The sequence below is a fragment of the Bryocella sp. genome, from assembly GCF_058498515.1.
This window is the reverse complement of record NZ_JBMHYI010000030.1, coordinates 1-21,884: the sequence shown is the minus strand read 5'-3', so window position 1 is coordinate 21,884 and position 21,884 is coordinate 1. Positions and strand designations below refer to the sequence as shown.

General features: G+C 63.2%; 22 protein-coding genes and 1 pseudogene. 4 read left to right on the top strand and 19 right to left on the bottom strand.

The features are described from left to right. Nucleotides 1-31 precede the first annotated feature (31 nt). Entirely contained in the window at nt 32-613 is a 582-nt protein-coding gene (locus AC5E6W_RS08680; protein WP_491751885.1) for an LOG family protein, read from the bottom strand. A gap of 135 nt (nt 614-748) precedes the next feature. Between AC5E6W_RS08680 and AC5E6W_RS08675 the strand changes: the two genes are divergently transcribed. Both AC5E6W_RS08675 and AC5E6W_RS08670 read left to right on the top strand, forming a co-directional pair. Next, a complete protein-coding gene (locus AC5E6W_RS08675; RefSeq protein ID WP_491751884.1) occupies nt 749-1,399 on the top strand; it encodes a ribonuclease T2 family protein in 651 nt (216 codons plus the stop codon). Nucleotides 1,400-1,442: 43 nt separating this feature from the next. Continuing rightward, on the top strand, nt 1,443-1,613 hold the full coding sequence (locus AC5E6W_RS08670) for a hypothetical protein (protein WP_491751883.1): 171 nt from the start codon (nt 1,443-1,445) through the stop codon (nt 1,611-1,613). A gap of 27 nt (nt 1,614-1,640) precedes the next feature. On the opposite strand, the gene AC5E6W_RS08665 is transcribed toward AC5E6W_RS08670, so the two are convergent. The 15 genes from AC5E6W_RS08665 to AC5E6W_RS08595 all read right to left on the bottom strand — a co-directional run bounded on the left by AC5E6W_RS08665 (nt 1,641) and on the right by AC5E6W_RS08595 (nt 18,180). Beyond that, the gene (locus AC5E6W_RS08665; RefSeq protein WP_491752022.1) at nt 1,641-2,921 is read right to left on the bottom strand and encodes a glycosyltransferase; all 1,281 of its coding nucleotides are present in this window, start codon (nt 2,919-2,921) and stop codon (nt 1,641-1,643) included. A 93-nt stretch (nt 2,922-3,014) separates the two neighbouring features. Beyond that, entirely contained in the window at nt 3,015-3,377 is a 363-nt protein-coding gene (locus AC5E6W_RS08660; RefSeq protein ID WP_491751882.1) for a cytochrome C oxidase subunit IV family protein, read from the bottom strand. 60 nt (nt 3,378-3,437) lie between these two features. Further along, the gene (locus AC5E6W_RS08655) at nt 3,438-4,208 is read right to left on the bottom strand and encodes a cytochrome c oxidase subunit 3 family protein (protein ID WP_491751881.1); all 771 of its coding nucleotides are present in this window, start codon (nt 4,206-4,208) and stop codon (nt 3,438-3,440) included. Then, nucleotides 4,201-5,868 carry a cytochrome c oxidase subunit I gene (locus AC5E6W_RS08650; protein ID WP_491751880.1) on the bottom strand — a complete coding sequence of 556 codons (1,668 nt, stop codon included), beginning with the start codon at nt 5,866-5,868 and terminating at the stop codon, nt 4,201-4,203. Before AC5E6W_RS08650 ends, AC5E6W_RS08655 begins: the two co-directional genes overlap by 8 nt. Continuing rightward, on the bottom strand, nt 5,865-6,923 hold the full coding sequence (coxB, locus tag AC5E6W_RS08645) for a cytochrome c oxidase subunit II (RefSeq protein ID WP_491751879.1): 1,059 nt from the start codon (nt 6,921-6,923) through the stop codon (nt 5,865-5,867). The genes AC5E6W_RS08650 and coxB overlap by 4 nt, the downstream gene beginning before the upstream one ends. Nucleotides 6,924-6,932: 9 nt before the next feature. Further along, nucleotides 6,933-7,856 (bottom strand): SCO family protein, encoded by a 924-nt coding sequence (locus tag AC5E6W_RS08640; RefSeq protein ID WP_491751878.1) that lies wholly within the window; start codon nt 7,854-7,856, stop codon nt 6,933-6,935. 69 nt (nt 7,857-7,925) lie between these two features. After that, nucleotides 7,926-8,621 (bottom strand): hypothetical protein, encoded by a 696-nt coding sequence (locus AC5E6W_RS08635; RefSeq protein WP_491751877.1) that lies wholly within the window; start codon nt 8,619-8,621, stop codon nt 7,926-7,928. Beyond that, nucleotides 8,611-9,981 (bottom strand): hypothetical protein, encoded by a 1,371-nt coding sequence (locus AC5E6W_RS08630; RefSeq protein ID WP_491751876.1) that lies wholly within the window; start codon nt 9,979-9,981, stop codon nt 8,611-8,613. The genes AC5E6W_RS08635 and AC5E6W_RS08630 overlap by 11 nt, the downstream gene beginning before the upstream one ends. 71 nt (nt 9,982-10,052) lie before the next feature. Continuing rightward, nucleotides 10,053-10,931 (bottom strand): c-type cytochrome, encoded by an 879-nt coding sequence (locus AC5E6W_RS08625; RefSeq protein ID WP_491751875.1) that lies wholly within the window; start codon nt 10,929-10,931, stop codon nt 10,053-10,055. After that, nucleotides 10,931-11,473, bottom strand: a complete 543-nt coding sequence (locus AC5E6W_RS08620; RefSeq protein ID WP_491751874.1) for a DUF3341 domain-containing protein — start codon at nt 11,471-11,473, stop codon at nt 10,931-10,933. The genes AC5E6W_RS08625 and AC5E6W_RS08620 overlap by 1 nt, the downstream gene beginning before the upstream one ends. Next, the gene (nrfD, locus tag AC5E6W_RS08615; protein ID WP_491751873.1) at nt 11,473-12,921 is read right to left on the bottom strand and encodes an NrfD/PsrC family molybdoenzyme membrane anchor subunit; all 1,449 of its coding nucleotides are present in this window, start codon (nt 12,919-12,921) and stop codon (nt 11,473-11,475) included. Before nrfD ends, AC5E6W_RS08620 begins: the two co-directional genes overlap by 1 nt. A 1-nt stretch (nt 12,922) precedes the next feature. Continuing rightward, the gene (locus AC5E6W_RS08610; RefSeq protein WP_491751872.1) at nt 12,923-16,162 is read right to left on the bottom strand and encodes a TAT-variant-translocated molybdopterin oxidoreductase; all 3,240 of its coding nucleotides are present in this window, start codon (nt 16,160-16,162) and stop codon (nt 12,923-12,925) included. Nucleotides 16,163-16,179: 17 nt separating this feature from the next. After that, complete coding sequence (locus AC5E6W_RS08605; protein WP_491751871.1) at nt 16,180-17,076, bottom strand: cytochrome c3 family protein; 897 nt, start codon at nt 17,074-17,076, stop codon at nt 16,180-16,182. A 484-nt stretch (nt 17,077-17,560) separates the two neighbouring features. Continuing rightward, nucleotides 17,561-17,956, bottom strand: coding sequence for a type II toxin-antitoxin system death-on-curing family toxin (locus AC5E6W_RS08600; RefSeq protein WP_491751870.1), 396 nt, complete (start codon nt 17,954-17,956; stop codon nt 17,561-17,563). Further along, complete coding sequence (locus AC5E6W_RS08595; RefSeq protein WP_491751869.1) at nt 17,953-18,180, bottom strand: AbrB/MazE/SpoVT family DNA-binding domain-containing protein; 228 nt, start codon at nt 18,178-18,180, stop codon at nt 17,953-17,955. The genes AC5E6W_RS08600 and AC5E6W_RS08595 overlap by 4 nt, the downstream gene beginning before the upstream one ends. A gap of 80 nt (nt 18,181-18,260) precedes the next feature. Between AC5E6W_RS08595 and AC5E6W_RS08590 the strand changes: the two genes are divergently transcribed. Beyond that, on the top strand, nt 18,261-18,992 hold the full coding sequence (locus AC5E6W_RS08590; protein WP_491751868.1) for a DNA-3-methyladenine glycosylase family protein: 732 nt from the start codon (nt 18,261-18,263) through the stop codon (nt 18,990-18,992). 69 nt (nt 18,993-19,061) lie between these two features. Here the strand turns inward: AC5E6W_RS08590 and AC5E6W_RS08585 are convergent, their stop codons facing one another. Genes AC5E6W_RS08585 through AC5E6W_RS08575 form a run of 3 tightly spaced genes read right to left on the bottom strand, consistent with a single transcriptional unit; the run spans nt 19,062 to nt 20,787 of the window. Beyond that, nucleotides 19,062-19,730 (bottom strand): Spy/CpxP family protein refolding chaperone, encoded by a 669-nt coding sequence (locus tag AC5E6W_RS08585; RefSeq protein ID WP_491751867.1) that lies wholly within the window; start codon nt 19,728-19,730, stop codon nt 19,062-19,064. Then, nucleotides 19,730-20,179, bottom strand: coding sequence for a hypothetical protein (locus AC5E6W_RS08580; RefSeq protein ID WP_491751866.1), 450 nt, complete (start codon nt 20,177-20,179; stop codon nt 19,730-19,732). The genes AC5E6W_RS08585 and AC5E6W_RS08580 overlap by 1 nt, the downstream gene beginning before the upstream one ends. Further along, nucleotides 20,176-20,787 carry an RNA polymerase sigma factor gene (locus AC5E6W_RS08575; RefSeq protein ID WP_491751865.1) on the bottom strand — a complete coding sequence of 204 codons (612 nt, stop codon included), beginning with the start codon at nt 20,785-20,787 and terminating at the stop codon, nt 20,176-20,178. Before AC5E6W_RS08575 ends, AC5E6W_RS08580 begins: the two co-directional genes overlap by 4 nt. A gap of 183 nt (nt 20,788-20,970) precedes the next feature. Between AC5E6W_RS08575 and AC5E6W_RS08570 the strand changes: the two are divergent. After that, a pseudogene (locus AC5E6W_RS08570) lies at nt 20,971-21,884 on the top strand (DUF3536 domain-containing protein); the annotation flags it as partial.

Below are 21,884 nucleotides of genomic sequence, written 5' to 3'. Positions count from 1 at the left end.
GCTTTCCGCCCGGCCCATTCGCTAACCGCGCCTACACGAGTCTCGCCAGCTGCAACGCCTCTTCGACGGAGCTTGCTGTGAGCAGGCGATGCCTGTGGCTGCGCAGCATGCCTTCGCGGTCGCACTCGTCGAGGAACTTGAGCATGGTGTCGTAGAAGCCTGCGACGTTGAGCAGTACGACCGGCTTGGAGTGGATCTTGAGGGACTGCCAGGCCACGACTTCGAAGAGCTCTTCGAAGGTGCCGAAGCCGCCGGGCATGGCGATGAAGGCATCGGCCTTCTCGGCCATGAGGGCCTTGCGGGTGTGCATGGTGCTGGTCACGTGCAGCTCGCTGATGCCGTCGTGCGCGACTTCCATATCGACGAGGACGTGTGGGATGACGCCGACGAGGTATCCGCCGGCGGCCAGTGCAGCGTCGGCCACGGCGCCCATGAGGCCGACCTTCGCGCCACCATAGATCAGCCCGATGTTGCGCGCGGCGAGTGCCCTGCCGAGTTCTTCTGCGGCGGCGCGATAGTCGGGCCGCGCGCCGTTTGCCGAGGCGCAGAAGACCGCCACGCTCTTACGTTGGGTTGCTTCGGGCGTCGGGCCCGTTGGTGTCGCTTCGCTCATGGCATCCAGCATAGCGCGGAGGGATGGAGCAACCTGTGAATGCCGGACTCGAGCGGGCTTGGAGCGTTAGCGCGAGGCTCGCCTATGATGGGTGTGCGTTGGCTGGAAGTTGATACGAGACACGAGGGGAACCTGATGATTCGCGCCCGCATGATTGCTCTTGCCGCTGTCCTTTTGATCTTCGTAGTCACACTGGCCGCGCCACGCGCGCAGGCGCAACATCCGGACGCGCCGGGACACTTTGACTTCTACCTGATGAACCTCTCGTGGTCGCCGGAGTTCTGCGCGATCCAGGGCACGTCGCCGCAGTGCGCCGCGCGTGAGGGGTTCATCCTGCATGGCTTGTGGCCGCAGAACAACGATGGCAGCTATCCGGTCTTCTGCAGCCATGAGCCCGCGCCGCGCGACCTGGCGAAGAACCTCGATGTGACGCCGGACCTTTCGCTGCTCGAACGTGAGTGGGACAAGCATGGCACCTGCTCCGCGGTGGGGCCGGATCGGTTCTTCGCGATGGAGCACCAGGCCTACCGGAGCGTGCATGTGCCTGCGGAGTTTCAGCACATCGACCACGAGCTGATGCTGCCGCCGTCGCAGATCCTCGGCGACTTCTACGCGGTGAATCCGAGCTTTCCGCAAGGGAGCCTCGTGCTGAGTTGCGGCCACAATTCCCTGACGGCGATCGAGGTGTGTATGTCCAAGGACCTGCGGCCGATTGCTTGCCAGGGACTGCGCAGCTGCCGGGCGAATGTGGTGAAGATCACGCCACCGGGTACGCACGTTCGGTAACGCTCAGTTGCTTCGGGACTACGGGTATGCCAATATGGCGGCCATGAGCGCGCTACGGAACGCATGGGACTTCCTCGGATGGTACTGGCTCGTTGTCGCCATGTTCCTTGCGATGTTCGCGTGGGGGGGCTGGGCCGTCATCGCCACCATTGCGGGCTACCGTAGGAGACGCCGCGAGCCGCTGCCGCCACGATATGGGCGCGAGGCGGAATAGCGTTCGCCCAATAATTGCCAGATCCCGTCACAACACTGCGTCGAGGAAGGCTGGGTCGAGCTGCCGTCGCGGATCGAACTGCTGCTGCGCGAGTGCGTGGGCGCGTTGCTCGAGTTGCTGGCGTGCAGAGCTGTCGGTGAGCAGGCGCACGATGGCCGCGGCGAAGGTCTGCGGCTCGCTGGCGACCTCGACTGCGTTGCTGGCGATGGCCTCGAGACCCTCGATCCCAACGGGCGTGGCGACGGTGGCCTTGCCATAGCTAAGGGCTTCCAGCAGCTTGATCTTGATGCCGCTGCCAATGATCAGTGGAACCACGCATACGGAGGAGCGCTGGTACGGGGCCTCGATAGACGGCTGAAAGCCGAGCGGCACGACGCCCGGCGGCGGGGGCTGCGGTACGACCTGCGAGATCGCGCCGACGACTTCGAGTTTGGCCTGTGGAACGGCGGCTATGACCAGCGGCCAGACTTCTTCCAGCAACCATGTCAGTGCGGACTCATTGGGGGCGATGCGTGAGCCGACGAACAGGCAGAGGCCGGGCTCCGGGTTCGCCGAGGGAGCGTGCGGCGTCATCGTGACGGGGAGCACGAGGACCTGGCCGCGGACCTTCGCGGCGATGGCATCGGCCTCGCGCTGCTGCGCGGCCAGGAGCGTATCTGCGCCGTTCAGCCAGCGCAGCTCGGTGGTCTCGCTGATGTAAGGGCAGTCGAGCTCGCGGCCGCGGGCCTCGAAGCTGCGAACGCGCGCCGCGAGCAGGTCGTGCATGAGGATGACGCGCTTGGGGCGGAGCGTCGTCGAAGGAAGCTCCGCGAGGGCATCGCCCCAGTAGGCGTAGTTGGCGAGCAACGTGGTTGGCTGGATGTGCTGGATGGATTTGTTCAGCAGGGCGCGTTCCCCGGCGGTGGGACGAGTGAGATCCCAGGCGTAGCCACAGATGCCGTCACCGAAGATCTTTTTGGCGAGCGCGGCGAGGGGCTCAAGCGAGTACTTGCGAGCCGCGACGCGCAGCAGCAGCCGGGCCCACGCGTGCGGTGACCACGGACGCAGGTAGAGATCCCCGAGGCGAAGATAGCCCGGGACCTGGACGCGAATGCCTGTGGGGTATGGGGTGGTGAGCCGGAACCAGGGCCGGGGCGAGCGGCTCGCTGCCAGCGTCACGACAAGGGTGACTTCCGCTCCGAGCGCGGTAAGCGCCGACAGCAGGTTCAGCGCGTAGGTGGTGCTGCCGCCGTGCTGATGCGCGATGGGATCGCGCGAGACAAACAGGATGCGAGAGGGCGGGTGTTTCGCGGCGGGGGGGGCGTGCATCTTCGCCACAGAGGCGGATCTCCGTTTACCGGAGCGGCAAGAGGAAAAGCGCGGCTCGGTCTCGGGTTGAGACGAGAGCCGCGCGGGAGTGGTTTACCAGGCGCCCCAGGCGCGGCTCATGTAGTCGAGCATCGTCATGGCAATGAGCACCAGGAAGAGGAAGAAACCGGAGCCGATGGTGAGCTTGATCAGGCGCGACTGATAGGCCGCGTGCATAAAGAACAGGATGACGACGGAGGCCTTGATGGTCGCAATGAGCAGCGCCACGATGGGGTTGAACACGCCGAGCGGAATGTACGCCGCACCCACCGTAATGCCAGTGAGGATGAGCAGCGTGACATACACCAGCACGTACTGCATCGGCGAGACGATGTGGTGTTCCGCATGCTCCGGGTTCGTAACGTTCAACGGATCGTGCACGTCGCCGTGGAGTTCAGAACCGTGGTGTTCAGACATCTTGCCCTCTCTTGAAAACTGCGAAAGTTCTTGTGCTGCTGACTTCCTGCCGGCGAGCCTCTACTTCAGGGGGTGCCGGTTGATGAGGTACAGCAGGGGGAACAGGTAGATCCACACGATATCGACGAAGTGCCAGTAGAGGCCGAAGTTCTCGATCGGAGCGACATACCCCGCGGAGAAGTCGCCGCGGCGGGCGCGGAGGATCAGCCAGACCAGCAGGCCGAGGCCAATAATCATGTGCAGCGCGTGCATGCCGGTCATCGCGAAGTACAGGAAGAAGAAGACCTGGGTCTTCTCCGCCATGTCCGGCGCGAGCGGCTCTTCCTTGATGCCGTACTTATCGGGGCTCACAAACTGGGCAATGCTGAAGTCGTTGCCCGGGATGTGATGGAGCTCGTACTTCTCCTTGTATTCGAAGTACTTCACACCAAGGAAGGCGATGCCGAAGAGGGTGGTGAGCAGCAGCATCCACACCAGGAACTTCTGCTTGCGAACCTCGGCAGCCCACACCCCGAGCGCCATGAAGAAGCCCGACGAGATGAGGATGGCCGTGTTGATCGCGCCCAGCGGCACGCTCAGCTGGTTCGACGCCGCGGCGAACGCGGGATAGTACCAGTTGCGATACAGCAGGTAGGCGAAGAACATGCCGCCGAAGAACATGATTTCGGTCAGCAGGAAGAGCCACATGCCGAAGCTTCCGGCTTCGCGCTGCTGCTCCTCCGTCTCGAAGTGATGGCGATGCTGCGGCAGCGAGAGGTGCTCATGGTCGTGGTCGTGACCAGCGACCGGATGCGCATGTATCGGCGCTGGGGAAGTGATCGCGTTATCCAATGTACTTCGCTCCTTCGGTCTGCTGCTTCTCCAGCCACTCGTAGTCGTACGCCTCGTGGTCCATGATGGGCGTCTCGAGGAAGTTCTCGGTGAGCGGCGGGGACTGGATCTGCCACTCGAGGCCCGTGGCCTGCCACGGGTTGTTGCCGGCGACGGCGCCGTACTTCAGGCTCCAGCCGAGATACAGGATGGGCAGCATGTAGCCTACGCCGAGGACCGTCGCGCCCGCCGTCGAGAAGACGTTGAGCACCTGGAACTCAGCCGGGTATGCCGCATAGCGGCGCGGCATGCCGAGATAGCCCAGGATGAACTGCGGCATGAAGGTGAAGATGAAGCCGATGAACGTGACCACCGCCGCGAGCTTCGAGATCGACTCGGGATACATGCGGCCGGTCATCTTAGGCCACCAGAAGTGCACACCCGAGAGGAACGCCATCAGCATGCCGCCCACCATGACGAAGTGGAAGTGGGCCACGATGAAGTAGGTCTCGGTGAGGTGGATGTCCATGCCCAGCACGCCGAGGAAGACGCCTGTCAGGCCGCCGATGGTGAACAGCCCGAGGAATCCGAACGCGTACAGCATCGGGGTCTCGAAGGTGATGGAGCCCTTCTGCAGCGTGAACGCCCAGTTGAAGATCTTGATGGCCGAAGGGACAGCGACCAGCATCGTCAGCAGGGAGAACACCAGCGCCGAGTAGTTGGAGACACCCATGATGAACATGTGGTGCTCCCACACGAAGAAGCCGAAGAGAGCGATGGCCACCGAGCTGAACGCGACGGCGGTGTAGCCGAAGACGCGCTTGCGGCTGAAGGTCGAGATGACCTCCGAGACCACGCCCATGCCCGGCAGAATCATGATGTACACGGCAGGGTGCGAATAGAACCAGAAGAGATGCTGGAACAGCAGAGGATCGCCGCCCTTGGTGGGGTCGAAGACGCCGACGCCGAAGACGCGCTCCAGGAAGACCAGCACGAGTGCGATAGCCAGTACCGGGGTGCCGAGCACCATCAGCAGACTGGCGGCATAGTGCGACCAGCAGAAGAGCGGCAGGCGGAACCAGGTCATGCCCGGGCAGCGCATGCGGTGCAGCGTCACGATGAAGTTCAGACCGGTGAAGATGGAGCTGAAGCCCGCGATGAAGATGGCCAGCGCGGCCGTGATGACGTGCGTGTTCAGGTAGTGCGTGGAGAGCGGGGTGGTAAACGTCCAGCCGGTATCCACGCCGCCGAGCACCAGCGCGGCCAGCGTCATCGTGCCGCCGATCAGGTACAGGTACCAGCTCAGCAGGTTGATCTTCGGGAACGCAAGATCCTTCGCGCCGATCATGATCGGGATCAGGAAGTTGCCGAGCGTCGCCGGCACGCTGGGCACCAGGAACAAGAAGACCATCACAATGCCGTGCATCGTGAAGAACTTGTTGTAGGTGTCCGCGGCGACGAGGTCCGACTGCGGGGTCAGGAGCTCGAGGCGGATGAGGCCGGCGAAGGCGCCACCGATGAAGAAGAAGAACGTGATCGAGATCATGTACAGCATCGCGATCCGCTTGTGATCCGCGGTCAGCAGCCAGCTCAGCAGGCCGTGCTCGCTGGTGATGTAGTTCTTCTTCGGGATGGTAGCTGTTGCCTGATCCGGCAAGGAAACGATTGTGACTGCGCTCATGGCTTCACCGCCTCGCTCTGCCCCGCTGTGGGGGTTGGTTGTGCAGACTGGTCGCCGTCAGAGGTCATCTGCGTCTGCTGCACGCGGTAGTTGGACTGGAGGTTCTTGATGAACTCCACCAGATCGATCAGGCCTTCTTCGCTGATCTGGCCCTTGTAGGTGGGCATGATCGGGGCGAAGCCGGCAGTCACGTGCTGGCTGGGATTCAGGATGGCATCACGGATGTACGCGTCGTTGACGAGCACCTGACTGCCGTCCGTCAGGGTGAGCTTGGAGCCGTAGACGCCGGCGAGGTTCGGTCCGCGCGCGGCGGCATTGCCGCTGTGGCAGGCGTTGCAGCCCATCGAGGCGAAGAGGCGCTCGCCGTTCTGCGCCAGGCTCATGCCCGAGTCCGACTGCTGCAACCACTTCTGGTAGTCCTCGGGGCTGAGCACCGTGACTTCGCCGATCATGCCGGAGTGCTGCGTGCCGCAGTACTGCGTGCAGAACATGTGGTACACGCCGGGCTGCGTGGCCTGGAACCACACCGTGGTGTAGCGGCCGGGGATGGCCTCACGCTTGACGCGGAAGTCGGGCACCGAGAACGAGTGAAAGACGTCCTGCGAGATGAGGGTGAGCTGCACCGGAACGCCCGTGGGAACGTGCAGCGCGTTGATCTCATGCTGGCCGCCGGGGTGCTCCGCCTTCCACATCCACTGCTTGCCCACGACGTAGATGTTCATCGCGTTGGCGGGCGGCGTGTAGATGCGGTAGTAGAGCAGCGCGCCCCACACGAACGCCATCAGGAAGATGGCGAGCGGGATGATCGTCCAGGTCGCCTCGAGCAGGGTCGAGCCTTCCACCTGGGTCGCGACCGGGTTCCGCTCCTTGCGGTAGCGGATGGCGAAGCCGAAGACCAGTACGCCCACCAGCGCGAGGCCCACGATCGTCATGACGATCAGGAACAGGTAGAAGGCATCCATCCACGGAGAGATGGTGGAGGCCTCACTCGGGAAGAGGGCTGCGTTGTGCAGCCACTTCACCAAAAACTGCCAAAGTACTGGACTGATACCCATCGTTCGCCTTTATCCGTTTCGCCGGTCGTTGTGTACTGCCGGTTCCGCACCGTTCTTCAAGTCCCGGCGGAACATCACGATCATGAAGCTGCCCAGCGACAGCACCGTTGCGATGCCCGCCAGTTGCACCACACGCGCAACGATCAGCGAGTGCTTGTTCGTCTGCGGATCATAGTGGTAGCAGTAGGTCAAAATGTTCGCCACCGGCGAACCAATCTTGTTGCCGGAGGCATCGACGAGCCCCAGCAGAATGTCCTTCGGGGAGTACTCCACGCCGAGGTAGTACTGCGCCAGCTTTCCGGTCGGCGTTGCGATCTCGATGGAGCTCGCGTGCGCAAACTGGGTGAGCCTGCCGTCCGGCCCTGGTACCTTCACGTAGCCGAAGCCTACCGCGTTGGTCACCGCATCGATTGGAGCCTTCTGGCCGACGAGGAAGTGGAAGCCGTCCGCGGTCTCCGGATGACCGTAGCGCTTGACGAAGCGCGCCTTGGTCTGTGCGGCAAGCTGCGGGCCTTCGGTCGGATCGATGGAGACCATCACGATCTGAAAGTCCTTGCCGGGCTTGAGGTTCACCATCATCAGCGCGCTGACGAGGCCATCCATCTCCTCCGAACAGAGCATCGGGCAGTTGTAGTACACGGTCGAGATGATGACCGGGTGTCTGCCGTCGAAGTAGCTTGCGAGCGTGACCGGGTTGCCGTGGTCATCCGTGAAGGCGGCGTCGAGCGGAAGTTGGGCGTTGAGATGCTGCGTGACCTGAACGCGCTCGAGGACGCTGGGCAGCTGGTCGCCGGTGTTCTCGCCCATGTTCTTCTCGCCGGTGGCGGAGACCTGGGCCAGCGCGGCCGAACACGCCAGGGCGAACGACGCGGCCAGCGCGAATCTCCGCGCTACCTTCATCCCTCCGCTCCGCATTGTGTTCGTCTGCTTCACCGTGATTCCTTCTCTCAATCGTCTTCGATCAGCTCATGTCACGTCCGGACCACGAGGGCCCGAACCGGTCTACTTGCGTTCCGCTTCGTACTCGACCTTTTCCTTGCGGGCTGCGATGGTCTGCAGCTCATACCCGGTGCGTGAGAACCCATCGGTCAGGGGCGCGACAGTCTTGGGAATCGAGTCGCCGAACATCGGCTTGGCAGCGGCCGTCTCGGTCGCGGGCGCCTTGGGCAGGCCGCGCTCGACGACGAGCTCCATCGCCTTCTCGATCGGGATGCGGATCGTGCCCGCAGGCAGATCCTTCGCGGTCGAGTAGTAGTTCAGCAGCAGGTCCTCGCGGGCATGCAGCTCGGCCGTATCCTGCGCGCCATCGTCGGTCTGGACGCGGGGCGACGGGAAGGCGTCGGCCATGCTCTTGAGCTGTTCCTGCTCGATCTGCCCATTGGACTTGAGGTTCTCACGGCTACCGCCGCGTGGGCTCTGACCGAGTTCGCTGAGGTCACCCGCCCAGCGGTTCGGCTTGCCATAGTCGGCCGTGTACGAATTGATGTTGACCGTGTTGATGGCCTTGCCCATCAGAAAGCAGAAGACAAAGAAGATGGCGAGGAAGCCGCACAGGCCCGCGACGAAGGTGATGATGCCACCGACGTTGACGTCCTGAATTTCGTAACCCGGGTGCTCGGAGTCGAGCTTGGGCGCATCGTGCGCCACCACTCCCTCGGGCTGTCCCATATCGTGTCCTTCGTGTCCGTTAGTGGGCATGTTCAGGCTCCAGAAGCTCTTCGGTATCCGGGTCGTTGACGGCGATCAGCGGGCGCTTGCCAAGCTGGTCCAGGTAGAAGACCATCCAGCAGGCGACGACGGCTACCGGCACCGTCACGTAGGAGAGGATGCCGAAGTTGCCGCTCAGGTGGAGGTTGCCGGCCGCGTCCTTGAAGTTCGGCTCGATGAGCCAGAACATATCGATGAAGCGTGCTCCAATCATCCAGGCGCAGAGCCAGATCATCTTCGAGCGCGAGCGCTTGAAGTCGCGGCTGAGCAGGATGCAGAACGGCACAACCCAGTGGCAGATCACATTGAACGACAGGATGACCCACCAGCCGCCGCGGATGCGGTTCAGGTACCAGGGAATTTCGTCCGGCACGTTGCCCGAGTAGATGATGAGGAACTCGCAGAACGTGAGGTAGATGTTCAGCATCGTGAAAGCGAAGGCCAGCTTGCCGAGATCGTGCTGCTCGGTATAGCGGAACATTGTCTTGATGGGCTCGTACTTGGAGAGCAGGATCAGCGTGAGGATGCCCAGCGCGAGGACCGCGTAGCCCTGCGCGACGAGCAGCTGCGCGCCGTAGACCGAGGAGTACCAGGTGACGTCCAGCGACTTGATCCAGATGATGACGAAGTCAGTCATGAGGGTCACGTAGATCAGGGTCGACGGGCCAGCGAGGTTTTCGAAACGCACGCGCCACTTGTTGTAGCTGCCGGCGGTGCCCGCGGCGGGATCGGCGTCGCGCTCGAGCGACCACTTGTTCGCCAGGTGAATAACGATGCCCATGAAGGCGAAGACGATGGCCGTCTGCACCAGCGCAGAGATGGGGCTGAGCATGGCGTGCTTGGCGTTGGCCGTCAGCATCTGCTCCTGGGTCATCTGGCCGGCTTTCCAGGCGTTCCACGTCTTCTCAGGAGTGTCATAGCGCGCCCATTGGTAGAGCGCCTTCATGCCGATGAAGATCGGAATCATCATGACCACAACCACCCAGAAGGTGCGGGTCATGGCCTCGAGCGGGCGGCGCAGGATGGCGCCCCACTTACCGCCGGAGAGGTACTGGACCAGAAGGAAAGCCAGTGCGCCGCCGACGAAGTTGAAGCAGGTCATCACGCCCATGAGGTAGCTGCGGAGCAGGTGCTCGCGGCCCTCCGCCGTGAACGCAAACACCAGAGAGAGGACGGTGAACACCACCGCGACGATCATCGCGCGCTTGCGCCATACCGTCACCGCCTCGGGCGCGGTCAGCACCGTGGGCATCGCGCGCGGTCCATGATGAGCGTGCGCATCGAGATGCCCGTGATCGCCATGATCTCCGTGGGCCATCGCTCCTCCGCCTTGTCCGTGTTCTATTGCCATCGCGTCAGTCGCCTTCAACCTTGCCAGGCTGCTCTGCCTGGGGAATTCGTTTTGCCTTCAGCCACCCCCGGTTAGGGAGTGGTGCTGCTGGCCTTGGGCTCCGCTGCGGGAGCCGCTTCCTTCTTGTCCGTGTCCGGCGTCGTACCGGTTGTTGCCGCCGGCAGCACCGGCTTGCCCGTCGGCGAGACCGGAGCCGTCATACCTTCCTGCGTATGCGGGCGACCCCATACGGCGGTCGCTGGAAACTTCATCGGCTCGGTCCACGCTGCGGGCATGCCTTGCTTGGCCGCGATCGTCTCCAGACTTTCTGCCTGAACCGAACCCGCGTCCGAGGGCTTGGCATCCTGGCTGAGCTGCAGGGCCCGGATGTAGGCTGCCACCGCCCAGCGATCGGCCGGGGTGAGCTGCGCGGCGTAGTCCGGCATTGCGCCATAACCATGGGTCATCACAGCGAAAAGGTGACCCAGTGGAACGTTGCGCAGGCGGTCGGTGTGGAAGTTGCCAGCCGGCTTGTAACCGCGCTGCACGATCATGCCGTCGCCATTGCCGACGCGCGAGTGGCAGGCCGTGCAGTAGACGTTGAAGCGCTCCTGGCCGCGGGCCATCAGCTCCGGCGTGAGCGGCAGCGGAAGGCCGTCGCCCTCCTTGCCGGCGATCATGCCGGTATAGAGGTACGAGTCCTCGTGCAGCTGCTCGCGGGCCACCGTATCGGCCACCTGCGGACGCACGCTGCGTCCGTCGGCGTAGAACGTGGTCCCACGCTGCGGGAAGAACTTCGGCTGGTCATGCATGTCCTGGCGGCAGCCGGCCAGCACGAGCAGCGAGGCCATAGCTCCCAACGCCAGGATGTACTTCGTACGCATCATGCTTGCTCTCTGGATCGCAGGCGCGGGAGCGTTGGGCTCCGCGCGGCGCATCTCGAATCTCGCATCTCGCATCTCGACGGGCATTACAGGTCAACCTCCACCACGCTCACGGGGCTGAACTGCTCGAGGAACGACCGCGTTGCATCGCGGTCGAACTTCGGGTCGTACGCCTCGAGGCAGAGGAAGAACTTGTCGGTCGTGGCTCCATTGGCAAAGTTCGGAGCGTTGAACAGAGGGTGATAGAGCTGCGGCAGGCCGTTCTGCGCGAGCATGCCGAAGGCCGCGCTCAGGCCCGCGAACAGGATCGTCCACTCATAGCCGGGAATGACGAACGCCGGCCACGAGAACAGAGGCATGCCCCTGATGTTGAGCGGATATCCCCAGATATTCACCCACATCTCCAGACCGTAGCCGGTGATGAGTCCCATCACCGCGCCGACCAGGCACATCAACGGCACGCGGGTCTTGTGGAAGCGCAGCGCCTCGGCGGCTTCTTCCACCGGATAGGGCGTGTAGCACTCCATGCGGCGGTAGCCAGCGCGGTGCGCCATCTCGGTGGCGTGCACCAGCTCGCTGGGAGAATTGAACTCAGCCAGCAGGCCGTAGACTCCCTCTTGGATAGGCATTAGAGCGCCTCCTGCGTGACAACTTCAGCATCCGCGCCGCCCGGGCGAATCTTGGTCTGGGGCAGCATCATGCGGATCTCGGACATCGGGATCATCGGAGCGATGCGGGCAAACAACAGGAACAGCGAGGTGAAGAAGCCCCACGTTCCGATGAAAAGCATGTAGTCCCACTTGGTCGCGCGGTAGGTGCCCCAGCTGGATGGCAGGTAGTCGCGGTAGAGCGAAGTCACAACGATGACGAAGCGCTCGAACCACATACCGATGTTAATGATGAAGCTGAGGATGAACAGCCAGGTCACATTCACGCGCAGCTTGCGGGACCACAGCGTGCACTGCGGGATGAGGATGTTCGTAAGGATGAGGACCCAGTATGCCCAGCCCATGGGGCCGAACATGCGGTTCCACATCATGAAGAACTCCCAGTGGCTGGCCGAGTACCAGCTCATGAAGACTTCCATGGCGTAGCCGTAGGCCACGATGGAGCCGGTCGCGAGCATGACCTTCGACATGTTGTCGAGGTGGCGCTCCGTGACCAGGTCTTCGAGGTGATACCACTTGCGGATCGGGATCGCCAGCGTCAGCACCATCGCGAAGCCCGAGTACACGGCGCCGGCGACGAAGTAGGGCGGGAAGATCGTGGTGTGCCAGCCAGCCATCGCCGCGACCGCGAAGTCGAAGGAGATGGTGGTGTGGACTGACAGAACCAGCGGGGTGGAGAGGCCGGCGAGCAGCAGCGAAGCGGACTCATAGCGGATCCAGTGGCGAGTGGAACCGCGCCAACCCAGCGAAAGCACGCCGTAGAAGGTCTTGGCGATGGGGTTCCTGGCGCGGTCGCGCATCGTGCCAAAGTCCGGCACCATGCCGATGTACCAGAAGACCACCGAGATCGTCGCGTAGGTCGAGACCGCGAAGACGTCCCAGGCCAGCGGCGAGCGGAACTGCGGCCAGACGTTCATCGAGTTCGGATACGGCAGCAGCCAGTATCCGAGCCACGGGCGGCCGACGTGCAGCAGCGGGAACAGCCCCGCGCAGCACACGGCGAAGATCGTCATGGCCTCGGCGAAGCGGTTGATCGAGTTGCGCCAGGTCTGCTTGAAGAGCAGAAGGATGGCGGAGATCAGCGTGCCGGCGTGGCCGATACCGATCCACCATACGAAGTTGATGATGGCGAATCCCCAGGCGCCGGGAATCGTGACGCCCCAGATGCCGACGCCCTTAAGGACCAGCCACGTGATCGCCGTGACCATCAGCAGGGCGACGGTGGCTGCGAAGAAGAGCCCGCCCCACCACGCCAGTGGCGTGTTGTCCGTGAGCACGATATCCGCAATCTTCTGCGTGACCGTCCGGAAGTTGTGGCCCGGGGCGATGACCGCGAACTCACCGGTTCGCGGGTCGATCATCCGGTCGACGACTTCGTTGGGATCGTGAATGGGTCCTTGCGTTGCCATGTTATGCAAGCTCCGGGTTCGGGTTGATCACGCCGGCCGTGTAGCTGGTGCGGGGACGGTAGTTCAAGTCGGCCAGCACCTGGTAGTCGCGCTCCTCGGCCTTGCGCTTGGTCACGCGGGCGTTGGGGTCGTTCAGATTGCCGAAGACGATGGCGCCGGTCGGGCAGGCCTGCTCGCAGGCCGTCACGACTTCACCGTCGCGGATGGAACGGTTTTCCTTGTCCGCTTCGATCTTGACGCGCTCGATGCGCTGGATGCAGTAGCTGCACTTCTCCATCACACCGCGGCTGCGGACCGAGACGTCAGGATTGCGCATGAACTTCAGGCTCTCCTGGTCGTAGTCCTCGCCGTTGTACGAGTACAGAAGGAAGTTGAAGCGGCGCACCTTGTACATGCAGTTGTTGGAGCAATAACGGGTGCCAACGCAACGGTTGTAGACCATCGTGTTGATGCCTTCCGGCGTGTGCACCGTGGCGCCCACCGGGCAGACCTGCTCGCAACCGGCGCTCTCGCAATGCTGGCAGAGCATGGGCTGGAAGTGCGCGCGCGGGGCGTGGAGATCGCCTTCGAAGTAGGTATCGATGCGGATCCACTGCATGTCGCGGCCGATCTTGACCTGCTCGCGCCCGACGACGGGGATGTTGTTCTCCGCATAGCAGCTGACCACGCAGGCGTTGCAGCCGATGCAGCTGTTGAGGTCGATCGACATGCCCCACTTGTTCTGCAGGACACGCTCTTCCTTGCCCACGACTTCGACGTGATCGTAGCGCCAGGCGTCGGGCCAGAAGCTCTCTTCGTGCGGTACAGCCTCACCCTGGGGGTTGTAGCCGACCTTATTGACGACGGTATGCTCGGTTGGCTTGCCCTGGGCATCGAAGGTGCCGTGATGCGTGTAGTCGGCATCGCGCTGCACTTCGGCCAGCGTGGCGTAGCGGATGATGGAGCGCTCCGACGCTTCGTGCCCGGCCAGTGAGTAGGTGCCCTCGTTGTCGTAGTGCTTGAACTCGAGGTCGTGCTGCGCGTACTTGCCGCGGTGCTCGATGTTGTGCACCTTGGTGACGCAGAGATCGTAGACGCCGCCTGACTTCTTGACTTTGAGGCCCGATGCCGAAAGGGGCTGGTCCGAGGTGCGGAGCAGGTAGGCGTTGAAGCCCACGCCTTCGCCGACACGGCCCACGCGGGTGCGGCCGAAGCCTAGGTGCAGGGTGACGGCGCCATCGGGATGACCGGGAGCCATGAGCACCGGCGTGATCACCTTGCGGCCGTTGAGCTCGAGCTCGAGAGCGTCGTTCTCCTCGATGCCGTACTTGGTCATCGTGTTGAGGCTCATCAGCGCGGCGTTGTCCCAGGCGAGGTTGGTCACCTGCTTGGGCAGTTCCTGCAGCCAGCCGTTGTTGGCGTAGCGGCCGTCGTACAGCGAAGGATCGGGGCGGAAGCTGACTTCGAGATCCTGACCGCCGAGTACCGCCGCGGCCGGGAGCGAGGTCATCTTCGCCGCGTTGGTGGCCTTCGGTGAGAACGCCGTGCCGTCAACCCAACCATCGTGCAGCGCCTTGCGCCAGGCCTTGGCGAAGTCGCCGCCCGTAATGTACGTCTTGGCGGTCGCAACCACAGCATCGTGAGCGCTGATCGAGGGATCGAGCAGGGCCTGCAGGATATCGTGCGCGCTCTTCGAGTCATAGAGCGGAGCGATCATCGGCTGGATGATCGTGATCGTCCCATCGCAGGCACGGGCATCCGACCAGCTCTCCAGGAAGTGCGCCTGGTTGATGTGCCAGGCCGAAAGCTCACCGGTCTCGTCGACGAAGTTGCCGAGGTGCACCGTGGCCGGCACCTTCAGGTACGCGGTCTTGAACTCAAGGTCCGCAGGAGCGTTGTAGATGGGGTTCACGCCGAGCGTGACCAGCCACTTGACCTGGCCGGCGTTGATGGCAGCGACCAGCGACTTGAGGTCCGTGCCCTGATCGGACGGAATGGCCGCCAGGGTTTCGGTGTAGACCACGGTCTTGCCGGCTGCGCCGATCGAAGCGTTGAGCTGGTGCGCGAGAGCGTGCGCCGCGGGCGAACTCTGCGGGCCGACGACCACCACACCCTTTTCGCCGGCGGCCTTGAGGTCCTTGTAGACCTCTTCGGCGAACTTACGAACCTCGCCAAGACGATTACCGTCGAACTCTGCTTCGCTATTCGATCGGCCCATACCGGCAAAATCTGCCAGCAGGCCGAGGAAGTGCTCGATCTCGCTGGGCTTGAGGCCCAGGCGATGCTCGGCCTTGTAGCCGGTCACGGTCGGCATCGTCTCGACGACGTAGAGACGGTTCATCGTCTTGCCGGCTTCGTAGCGATGACGCTCGGCATACGCCGCGGCCATGGGAAGGAAGCCAGGGAAGGCGTTGCCGGAGAGGAAGTCGGCATCGAGGGACAGGATGACGTCCGCATCCTCGAGCTTGTACTGGGTATCGAGGTAGTCGCCAAAGGCAGCCTTGGAGGCAGCGCGCGCAACGTCGCCGTTCACGGCGTCGTACTGCACCAGCGTGGCCTTGGGGTACTTGGCCTGAACCTGCTTCCACTGGGCCGCCAGCGTGGGTGAGGTGACGGTCTCCGACAGGAAGTACACGCCGGTACCGTCATGCGTCGCATCGACTGCCGCTGCGAAGTCCTGCTGGAAGGTGCCCCAGTCGGCTTTGTTGCCGCGCCACAGCGGGAACTGCGAACGGTCCGGATCGTAGAGGTCGAGCAGTGTCGCCTGGGTGAAGGCGTCGGTCTTGCCCTTCGAGACAGGGTGCTCGGGATTGCCTTCGATCTTGATGGGGCGGAACGCTTCGCTCTTGACCAGCACCGGCACCGCTCCGGTGGGGAACGGATGGGCCGTGGCGAAGTACATCGGGTTTCCGAGGACCAGATCCTCCGGCTGCTTCACGTACGGGAAGATGGGCTCATCCGGCTGCTTGGTGCAGCCTGCGAGGCCAGCGAGCGCAAAGCTCGCGCCCATGACCTTCATGAAGCCGCGACGGGAGACCGAGTCAATCCACTCGCCGGCGCCAGCCTGGCGCGGGAACTCTTCGCGCACCATCTCCTGGAACTCGGGCGTGTCCGCCAGCTCGTCCAGGTGCTTCCAGTAACGCTTGCCGCTCTTGCCGGAGAGCTTCTCCTGCACCTCAGCCAGCGTCAACTTCTTCGCGGACTTGATGGCCGTTACGATCTGCGGGGCCGCTGCCACCGGCTGGGCCATTTTCTGATCCATGGCTTCGTCTCTCATGTTCATCGGTGGCACACCTCGCAGCTCGAAAGCTCGTTCGCAGTGCGGATGTGGTACTTGTCCATCAGGTAGTAGCCGAGGGCGCGCTGGCTCTCGAACTTCTGGTACTTGATCGGAAGCATGGGCATGGCAGGAACGTCAGAGACCGGGGCTGCCGTGGCGGGAGCGCCAGGCTTGTCGGTCATCTCCACCTGCGCGAGCTGAATGCGGCTGGCGAGAGGAGCGATCGAAGCTTCGGAGGCCTTCGCAGGATCCGAGAGCGTGCAGTTGACCTGCTGCGCTGTCGCCGAACCGGCGCCGGTAGTGCCGCACCACACAGGCTTGTCGCCGCTGGGGCCTTCCCACGCCATGTTGTAGATCTCGGAGGTGGGGCGGAGGTTCTTCGCGGGGTCGCGATGGCAGTTGAGGCACCACTCCATCTGCAGCGAGTTCTCGGCATACATCAGCGGCATCTGGTCGACGCGGCCGTGGCAGCTGGAACAGCCGATGCCCTTGTTCACGTGAATTTCGTGATTGAAGTACACGTAGTCCGGAAGGTCATGGACACGGATCCACTGGATCGACTTGCCTGTCGCCCAGCTGCTACGAACCGGCTCCAGGAGCTGCGCGTTCGTCCAGATCTGCGAGTGGCAGTTCATGCACGTCTTCGTCGGGGGAATGCCGGCATAGGCGCTCTTCTCCACGGACGTATGACAGTACTGGCACTGCAGTCCGAGGCCTTCGACGTGGTGCTTGTGGCTGAAAGGCACCGGCTGGTCAGGCCGCTGACCCTGCTTCGTCACCCAGGGCGAGCGCTGCAGGTAGTTCAGCGCCACGCCGAGCGCGATGACGATCAAGCCCGTCAGCACCAGGCTTGCGCGCGCCAGTGCATTCGAACTGCGGTCAAAAACTTGCGCCATGAGTACGTCCCGCTTCCTCTTCGGGTCTAGATCAAAATTGCTTTGTGCTACCCTGCCGCTCCAAGGCGCGCATGGGGCAACCGATGTCCTGAACTTCAAGGGCCATGACCGGTCCCACAGTCAACAGAAAAGCCTCTGCGGGGTGGTCATGATGAGAGCTTGCCGGTCAGGAATCTGAGTATAGCAGCGGAAAGTGGAGCTTTATCAAGCCAGCGTTGCGCACTCTTTTGAGGGATTTGCGGGCACTCCGATTATCGGAGGCAGATGTTCGGGCAACGGCCATGCGCAGATGTCTGTATCAAAGTGCACATGGAAGCGAAAGCCGCGTCACTACTGACTGTGATGGACATCACCCATGATGGGTGGCGACAAAGTTTGCAGGCGAACGCAGCCCTTAACAGTCCGAGTTCAACTTGGAACATGAAGAGATTCCTGCTGACCGGATATCGACGGGAGAGGTGTCGAGAGAGGATTGGGATGGACCTTATCGGTGTGACACGGAAGCGATCACACGGGCTACCCACCCGGTCCACTCCTCTTCGGTGATCTCGCTGGCGGCGGCGCGCAGGATCATGGCCGTCTCTTCCACCTCACTGCAAGTGAGCTCATATCCATTGCGGTCGAGGAAGATCGTCAGCGCAGCGAACGCAGCGCGCTTGTTCCCATCGCTGAACGGGTGATTGCGAAGGATAGCCCATGGCAGTGCGGCCGCAAGATGAGCGATGGACGTCACGCCGCCGTAGCTCTGAATGTTTCTGGGCCGGCCGACAGCAGACTCCAGCGCGTTTTCGTCGCGCACTCCGGCGAGACCACCGTATCTCTCGATGAGACGATCATGCACATTGCGGAGAACGTCCCCGCGTACGAAGACGATGCTCATTTGGCGAGTTCGCGGTACGTGTTGCGGTGGCTGGGCTCGGTGCGAAGGAAGGCTTCAACCTGGCGCGTGAACTCTTCATCCACCGGCTTAAGCTGATACACCCCGCCGACCCGCTCCAGGCTCAGCATCGCCCCTTCCTCGAGGCCCGCCTCCTCGAGGAACTGCTTAGGCAGCAGAACGCCATATCCATTGCCGACTTTGCGGACCTTCAGCTCAATAGCCATGGCACCGTTATAACCTAAGTTATAACGTGTTGCAACTTAGTTATAACAGTCTTGTTCTTCTTCGCCTATGATGGTTTTCCATGCCGCGCACCCGCAAAGGCCGCACCCGCAAGCCACCCTACGACACAGAGCTCGCCGTTGCTGAGCTTTCCGCCGCTGACCCCAAGCTGGCGAAGCTCATCGAGCGCGCCGGACCATTCACCCTGCGGCTCACGGCGACGACTTCTCCCTTTGAGGCACTGACCGAATCGATCATCTACCAGCAGCTGCATGGCAAGGCGGCGGCGGCGATCTATCGCCGCCTACTCGAGTCTTTCAAGCCTCTCACTGGGCTGAACGAGTACGAGGAGCCCGTGCACTTCTCGCCGCAGATGCTGCTGGACGGCCCCAACGAGCAGCTGCGCCACGCGGGCCTCTCGCACAACAAGGCCCTGGCGCTGCGCGACCTCGCGGCCAAGACGCTGGATGGCACCGTGCCCACCCTGGAGCGCGTGCGGAAGATGTCCGATGAAGCCATCATCGAGCACCTGTCGCAGGTGCGCGGCATCGGCAAGTGGACGGTGGAGATGTTCCTGATGTTCCGCCTGGGCCGGCCCAACGTGCTTCCGGTGGATGACTATGGCATCCGCAAGGGCTTTGCGCTGACGTTCCTGGGCCTCAAGCCCACGCAGAAGGTGACGCCGGACCTGCTGGCGAAGAAGGACCAGATCGTGCGGCGCGCGAAGAAGTGGCAGCCCTGGAGCTCGGTGGCCAGCTGGTACATGTGGCGCGCCTGCGACCTGGCGGCGGGCAAGATCGTGCAGCCGGAGTAAGGGCTTTCATCCGAAAATAGGCCGCCTCTCATGATTCAAGAGGCGGCCTTCGGGGAGTACCAGGTACTTCTACTCCTGGTCTTCAGGTTGCGACGAAGGCGGGCCGTCGGGACGCTGGCCTGCTGCGGGAGGGTGCGGCATGCTGTTGTCCTGCGGCCCATCGCGACGAAAGCTCTTTGGCCCCCCGGGGCCGCGATCCGATCCGCGATCCATCTTGCGCTCCATGCCGCGCGGATGCAGCGTCTGCAGCTTGCCCCACTGGTCGGAGGTGAGCACGCCGCGGATGGTGAGCAGCATGTGCGCCTCGGCCTTCTCGAGTCCGGCGCGGGTGTCCGCCGCATCGTCGATCTGCTTCTGCGCCTTCGCCGAGTCAAGCGTGGGAGCGCTCAACGTATCGTCGAGGCGCACCTGGGTCTCTTCGAGCGTTGCATGCAGATGGATGAGCTGGACGCGCGCCTCGAGGAAGATGGCGTCGATCTTCTTCTGCTGATCGGCGGAGAGACCGATGGCGGTGATGACCTGTTGGTCGCGCCACCATGTGCCTGGAGGCAGCAGGCGATCGGGACCACCACGTATGCCGGGACCCTTGGGTTCCATCTTGTAGACCCCCTGACCTGGGCCCATTGGGCCGATGGGACCCATGCCTGGGCCCTGGGCCGAAGCTCCCAGCCCCGCGGCTCCGAGAGCTCCCGCGAATCCCAGCGCTACCGCCAGAACTACATTTCGCTTCGTCGTCATTACTGCATCTCCTCCTGCCCGTTATGGGCACGGCTGTTGCTGGTGTACGAGACCGCGAGGGGCTCGAGGGCCTGCGGGACTCGATCGGAAAGATCGCTCTGCACCGCGCTCAGCAGCGCCTCATCAGAAACTGCGGCGGCGTCCGTGGGGCTATTGGATGAATTCGTCACGTGGGCGTCCGTGTGCGGTGCGCCATGGCCGGCGTGCTCAGGATGCGCATACCACCACGCACCCCAGCCTCCTCCGAACAGCATCAGTACGAGCGCCGCCAGTGCGGGCACTCCCCAGCGCAGCCGTACGTCAGCGCGCAGATCGGCTGCGGCCCGCTCATGGCGCAACGTCTGCGCCGTGACCTGCTCGCGATGCGCTGTGTGCACACAGGCCTCGCGGAACTCGTGCATCAGTTCTCCCAACGAGTCGAATTTGTCGTCCTGCTCGGGATGCTTCATCGCACTCTCTCCTCTTCAACGGCTTGTACCGCTGCCTTGACGGCATCGATGGCGCGATACAGGTGCGTCTTCACGGTGCCCAATGCCATGCCGGTGGCGTTGGCGATCTCGCGCGCCTCCATCTCTTCCACGAAGTGCAACAGGAAGACGCTCCGCTGCCTCTCCGACAATCTCTCCGCGGCGCGCCACACCGCACGCAACCGTTCTTCCGCGAGCAACGTCGCCTCGGCCGACCGGGCGGGGTCTGGCGGTGGCGTCAGCAGTTCGCCGACCTCCACCTTCTCCACGCGCCGCCAGAACTTGAAGCGCCCGGTGCGGGTGTGATTGCGCAGCGTGTTGACCGCAATGCGCATCACCCAGGTCTCCGGGGACGACTCGCCGCGGAAGCTCTCCCGTGCGCGCCACACGGCCAGCAACACATCCTGCGTTAGCTCCTCGGCGACCTCGCGCTCGCGCAGCGAGTAGAAGAGGAAGCGAAAGATGCGGGCGCGCTGGCTATGCGCGAGCGCCTCGGCCGAAGCCAAGATGCCGACGCCGCATGCGAGCGTCTCGGCGGGAGGCCAATCCAGTTCCGCGAAGCTCTTTTCACCGGTCCGCTCGAAGATCATCTCGCCCTGCACACCCCTATAGACACCCAGGTTTGCGGACGAGCTTACACGCGGACACAGATTTCTTCCTTCGGTGCGGCTGGTTCCAAACGGAATGGTCGTCCCACAAGAGCTTTGCCGCATGGAAAGCGATTGCCGCAACAGCACAACACCGCGGTTTGGGACGATATTCTGGTTCGAGTGATGGTACGAGCACGCACACGCAACAAACGTCCTGAGACCGCCCCCGCCGACAACGGAGCGCCGCCGCGCTACATCTGCGTCCATGGGCACTTCTACCAGCCGCCGCGCGAGAACCCGTGGCTGGAGACGGTCGAGATCCAGGACTCCGCCGCGCCGTATCACGACTGGAACGACCGCATCACGGCAGAGTGCTACGCGCCCAACGGCGCCTCGCGCATCCAGAACAAGAAGAACGAGATCATCCGCATCGTCAACAACTACTCGCGGATGAGCTTCAACTTCGGGCCCACGCTGCTGAGCTGGCTGGAGGAGTTTGCGCCGCGCACCTACCGCATGATCCTGGATGCGGATGTGGCCAGCGCGCAGCGGTACTCGGGACACGGCTCGGCGGTGGCGCAGGTCTACAACCACATCATCATGCCGCTGGCCAGCACGCGGGATGCGTTGACGCAGATCCGGTGGGGGATCGCGGACTTCGAAGCGAGGTTCGGACGGAAGCCGGAGGGGATGTGGTTGGCGGAGACGGCGGCCAATCGTCATGTGCTCGACCTGCTGGCGCAGGAGGGGATCAAGTTTACGATTCTTGCGCCGGTTCAGTGTGCGCGGGTGCGCCGTTTGAGCGATGAGGGGAGTGACCCGAACGCGGCGACGCGGACGTGGTCCGAGACCGCGAACGCAAACGTGGATCCGACCCAGCCCTATCTCGTAAAACTGGACGAGGGGCGCTCGCTGGCGGTGTTCTTTTACGACGGGCCGGGCTCGCGTGCGATTGCGTTTGAGGGGCTGCTGGATTCGGGGGAGAAGTTCGCCGAGCGGCTGCTGGGGGGGTTCCATCCCGCGGCGGCCAACGATAATCCGGCGCAGCTTTCGCATGTAGCCACCGATGGGGAGAGCTATGGGCATCACCACAAACA

Bases quoted from the DNA above. Each gene is read 5' to 3' on its own strand.
- AC5E6W_RS08680 (WP_491751885.1), bottom strand. From the start codon at position 613: ATGAGCGAAGCGACACCAACGGGCCCGACGCCCGAAGCAACCCAACGT.
- AC5E6W_RS08675 (WP_491751884.1), top strand. From the start codon at position 749: ATGATTCGCGCCCGCATGATTGCTCTTGCCGCTGTCCTTTTGATCTTC.
- AC5E6W_RS08670 (WP_491751883.1), top strand. From the start codon at position 1,443: ATGAGCGCGCTACGGAACGCATGGGACTTCCTCGGATGGTACTGGCTC.
- AC5E6W_RS08665 (WP_491752022.1), bottom strand. From the start codon at position 2,921: ATGCACGCCCCCCCCGCCGCGAAACACCCGCCCTCTCGCATCCTGTTT.
- AC5E6W_RS08660 (WP_491751882.1), bottom strand. From the start codon at position 3,377: ATGTCTGAACACCACGGTTCTGAACTCCACGGCGACGTGCACGATCCG.
- AC5E6W_RS08650 (WP_491751880.1), bottom strand. From the start codon at position 5,868: ATGAGCGCAGTCACAATCGTTTCCTTGCCGGATCAGGCAACAGCTACC.
- coxB (WP_491751879.1), bottom strand. From the start codon at position 6,923: ATGGGTATCAGTCCAGTACTTTGGCAGTTTTTGGTGAAGTGGCTGCAC.
- AC5E6W_RS08635 (WP_491751877.1), bottom strand. From the start codon at position 8,621: ATGCCCACTAACGGACACGAAGGACACGATATGGGACAGCCCGAGGGA.
- AC5E6W_RS08630 (WP_491751876.1), bottom strand. From the start codon at position 9,981: ATGGCAATAGAACACGGACAAGGCGGAGGAGCGATGGCCCACGGAGAT.
- AC5E6W_RS08625 (WP_491751875.1), bottom strand. From the start codon at position 10,931: ATGCCCGTCGAGATGCGAGATGCGAGATTCGAGATGCGCCGCGCGGAG.
- AC5E6W_RS08620 (WP_491751874.1), bottom strand. From the start codon at position 11,473: ATGCCTATCCAAGAGGGAGTCTACGGCCTGCTGGCTGAGTTCAATTCT.
- nrfD (WP_491751873.1), bottom strand. From the start codon at position 12,921: ATGGCAACGCAAGGACCCATTCACGATCCCAACGAAGTCGTCGACCGG.
- AC5E6W_RS08610 (WP_491751872.1), bottom strand. From the start codon at position 16,162: ATGGATCAGAAAATGGCCCAGCCGGTGGCAGCGGCCCCGCAGATCGTA.
- AC5E6W_RS08605 (WP_491751871.1), bottom strand. From the start codon at position 17,076: ATGGCGCAAGTTTTTGACCGCAGTTCGAATGCACTGGCGCGCGCAAGC.
- AC5E6W_RS08600 (WP_491751870.1), bottom strand. From the start codon at position 17,956: ATGAGCATCGTCTTCGTACGCGGGGACGTTCTCCGCAATGTGCATGAT.
- AC5E6W_RS08595 (WP_491751869.1), bottom strand. From the start codon at position 18,180: ATGGCTATTGAGCTGAAGGTCCGCAAAGTCGGCAATGGATATGGCGTT.
- AC5E6W_RS08590 (WP_491751868.1), top strand. From the start codon at position 18,261: ATGCCGCGCACCCGCAAAGGCCGCACCCGCAAGCCACCCTACGACACA.
- AC5E6W_RS08585 (WP_491751867.1), bottom strand. From the start codon at position 19,730: ATGACGACGAAGCGAAATGTAGTTCTGGCGGTAGCGCTGGGATTCGCG.
- AC5E6W_RS08580 (WP_491751866.1), bottom strand. From the start codon at position 20,179: ATGAAGCATCCCGAGCAGGACGACAAATTCGACTCGTTGGGAGAACTG.
- AC5E6W_RS08575 (WP_491751865.1), bottom strand. From the start codon at position 20,787: ATGATCTTCGAGCGGACCGGTGAAAAGAGCTTCGCGGAACTGGATTGG.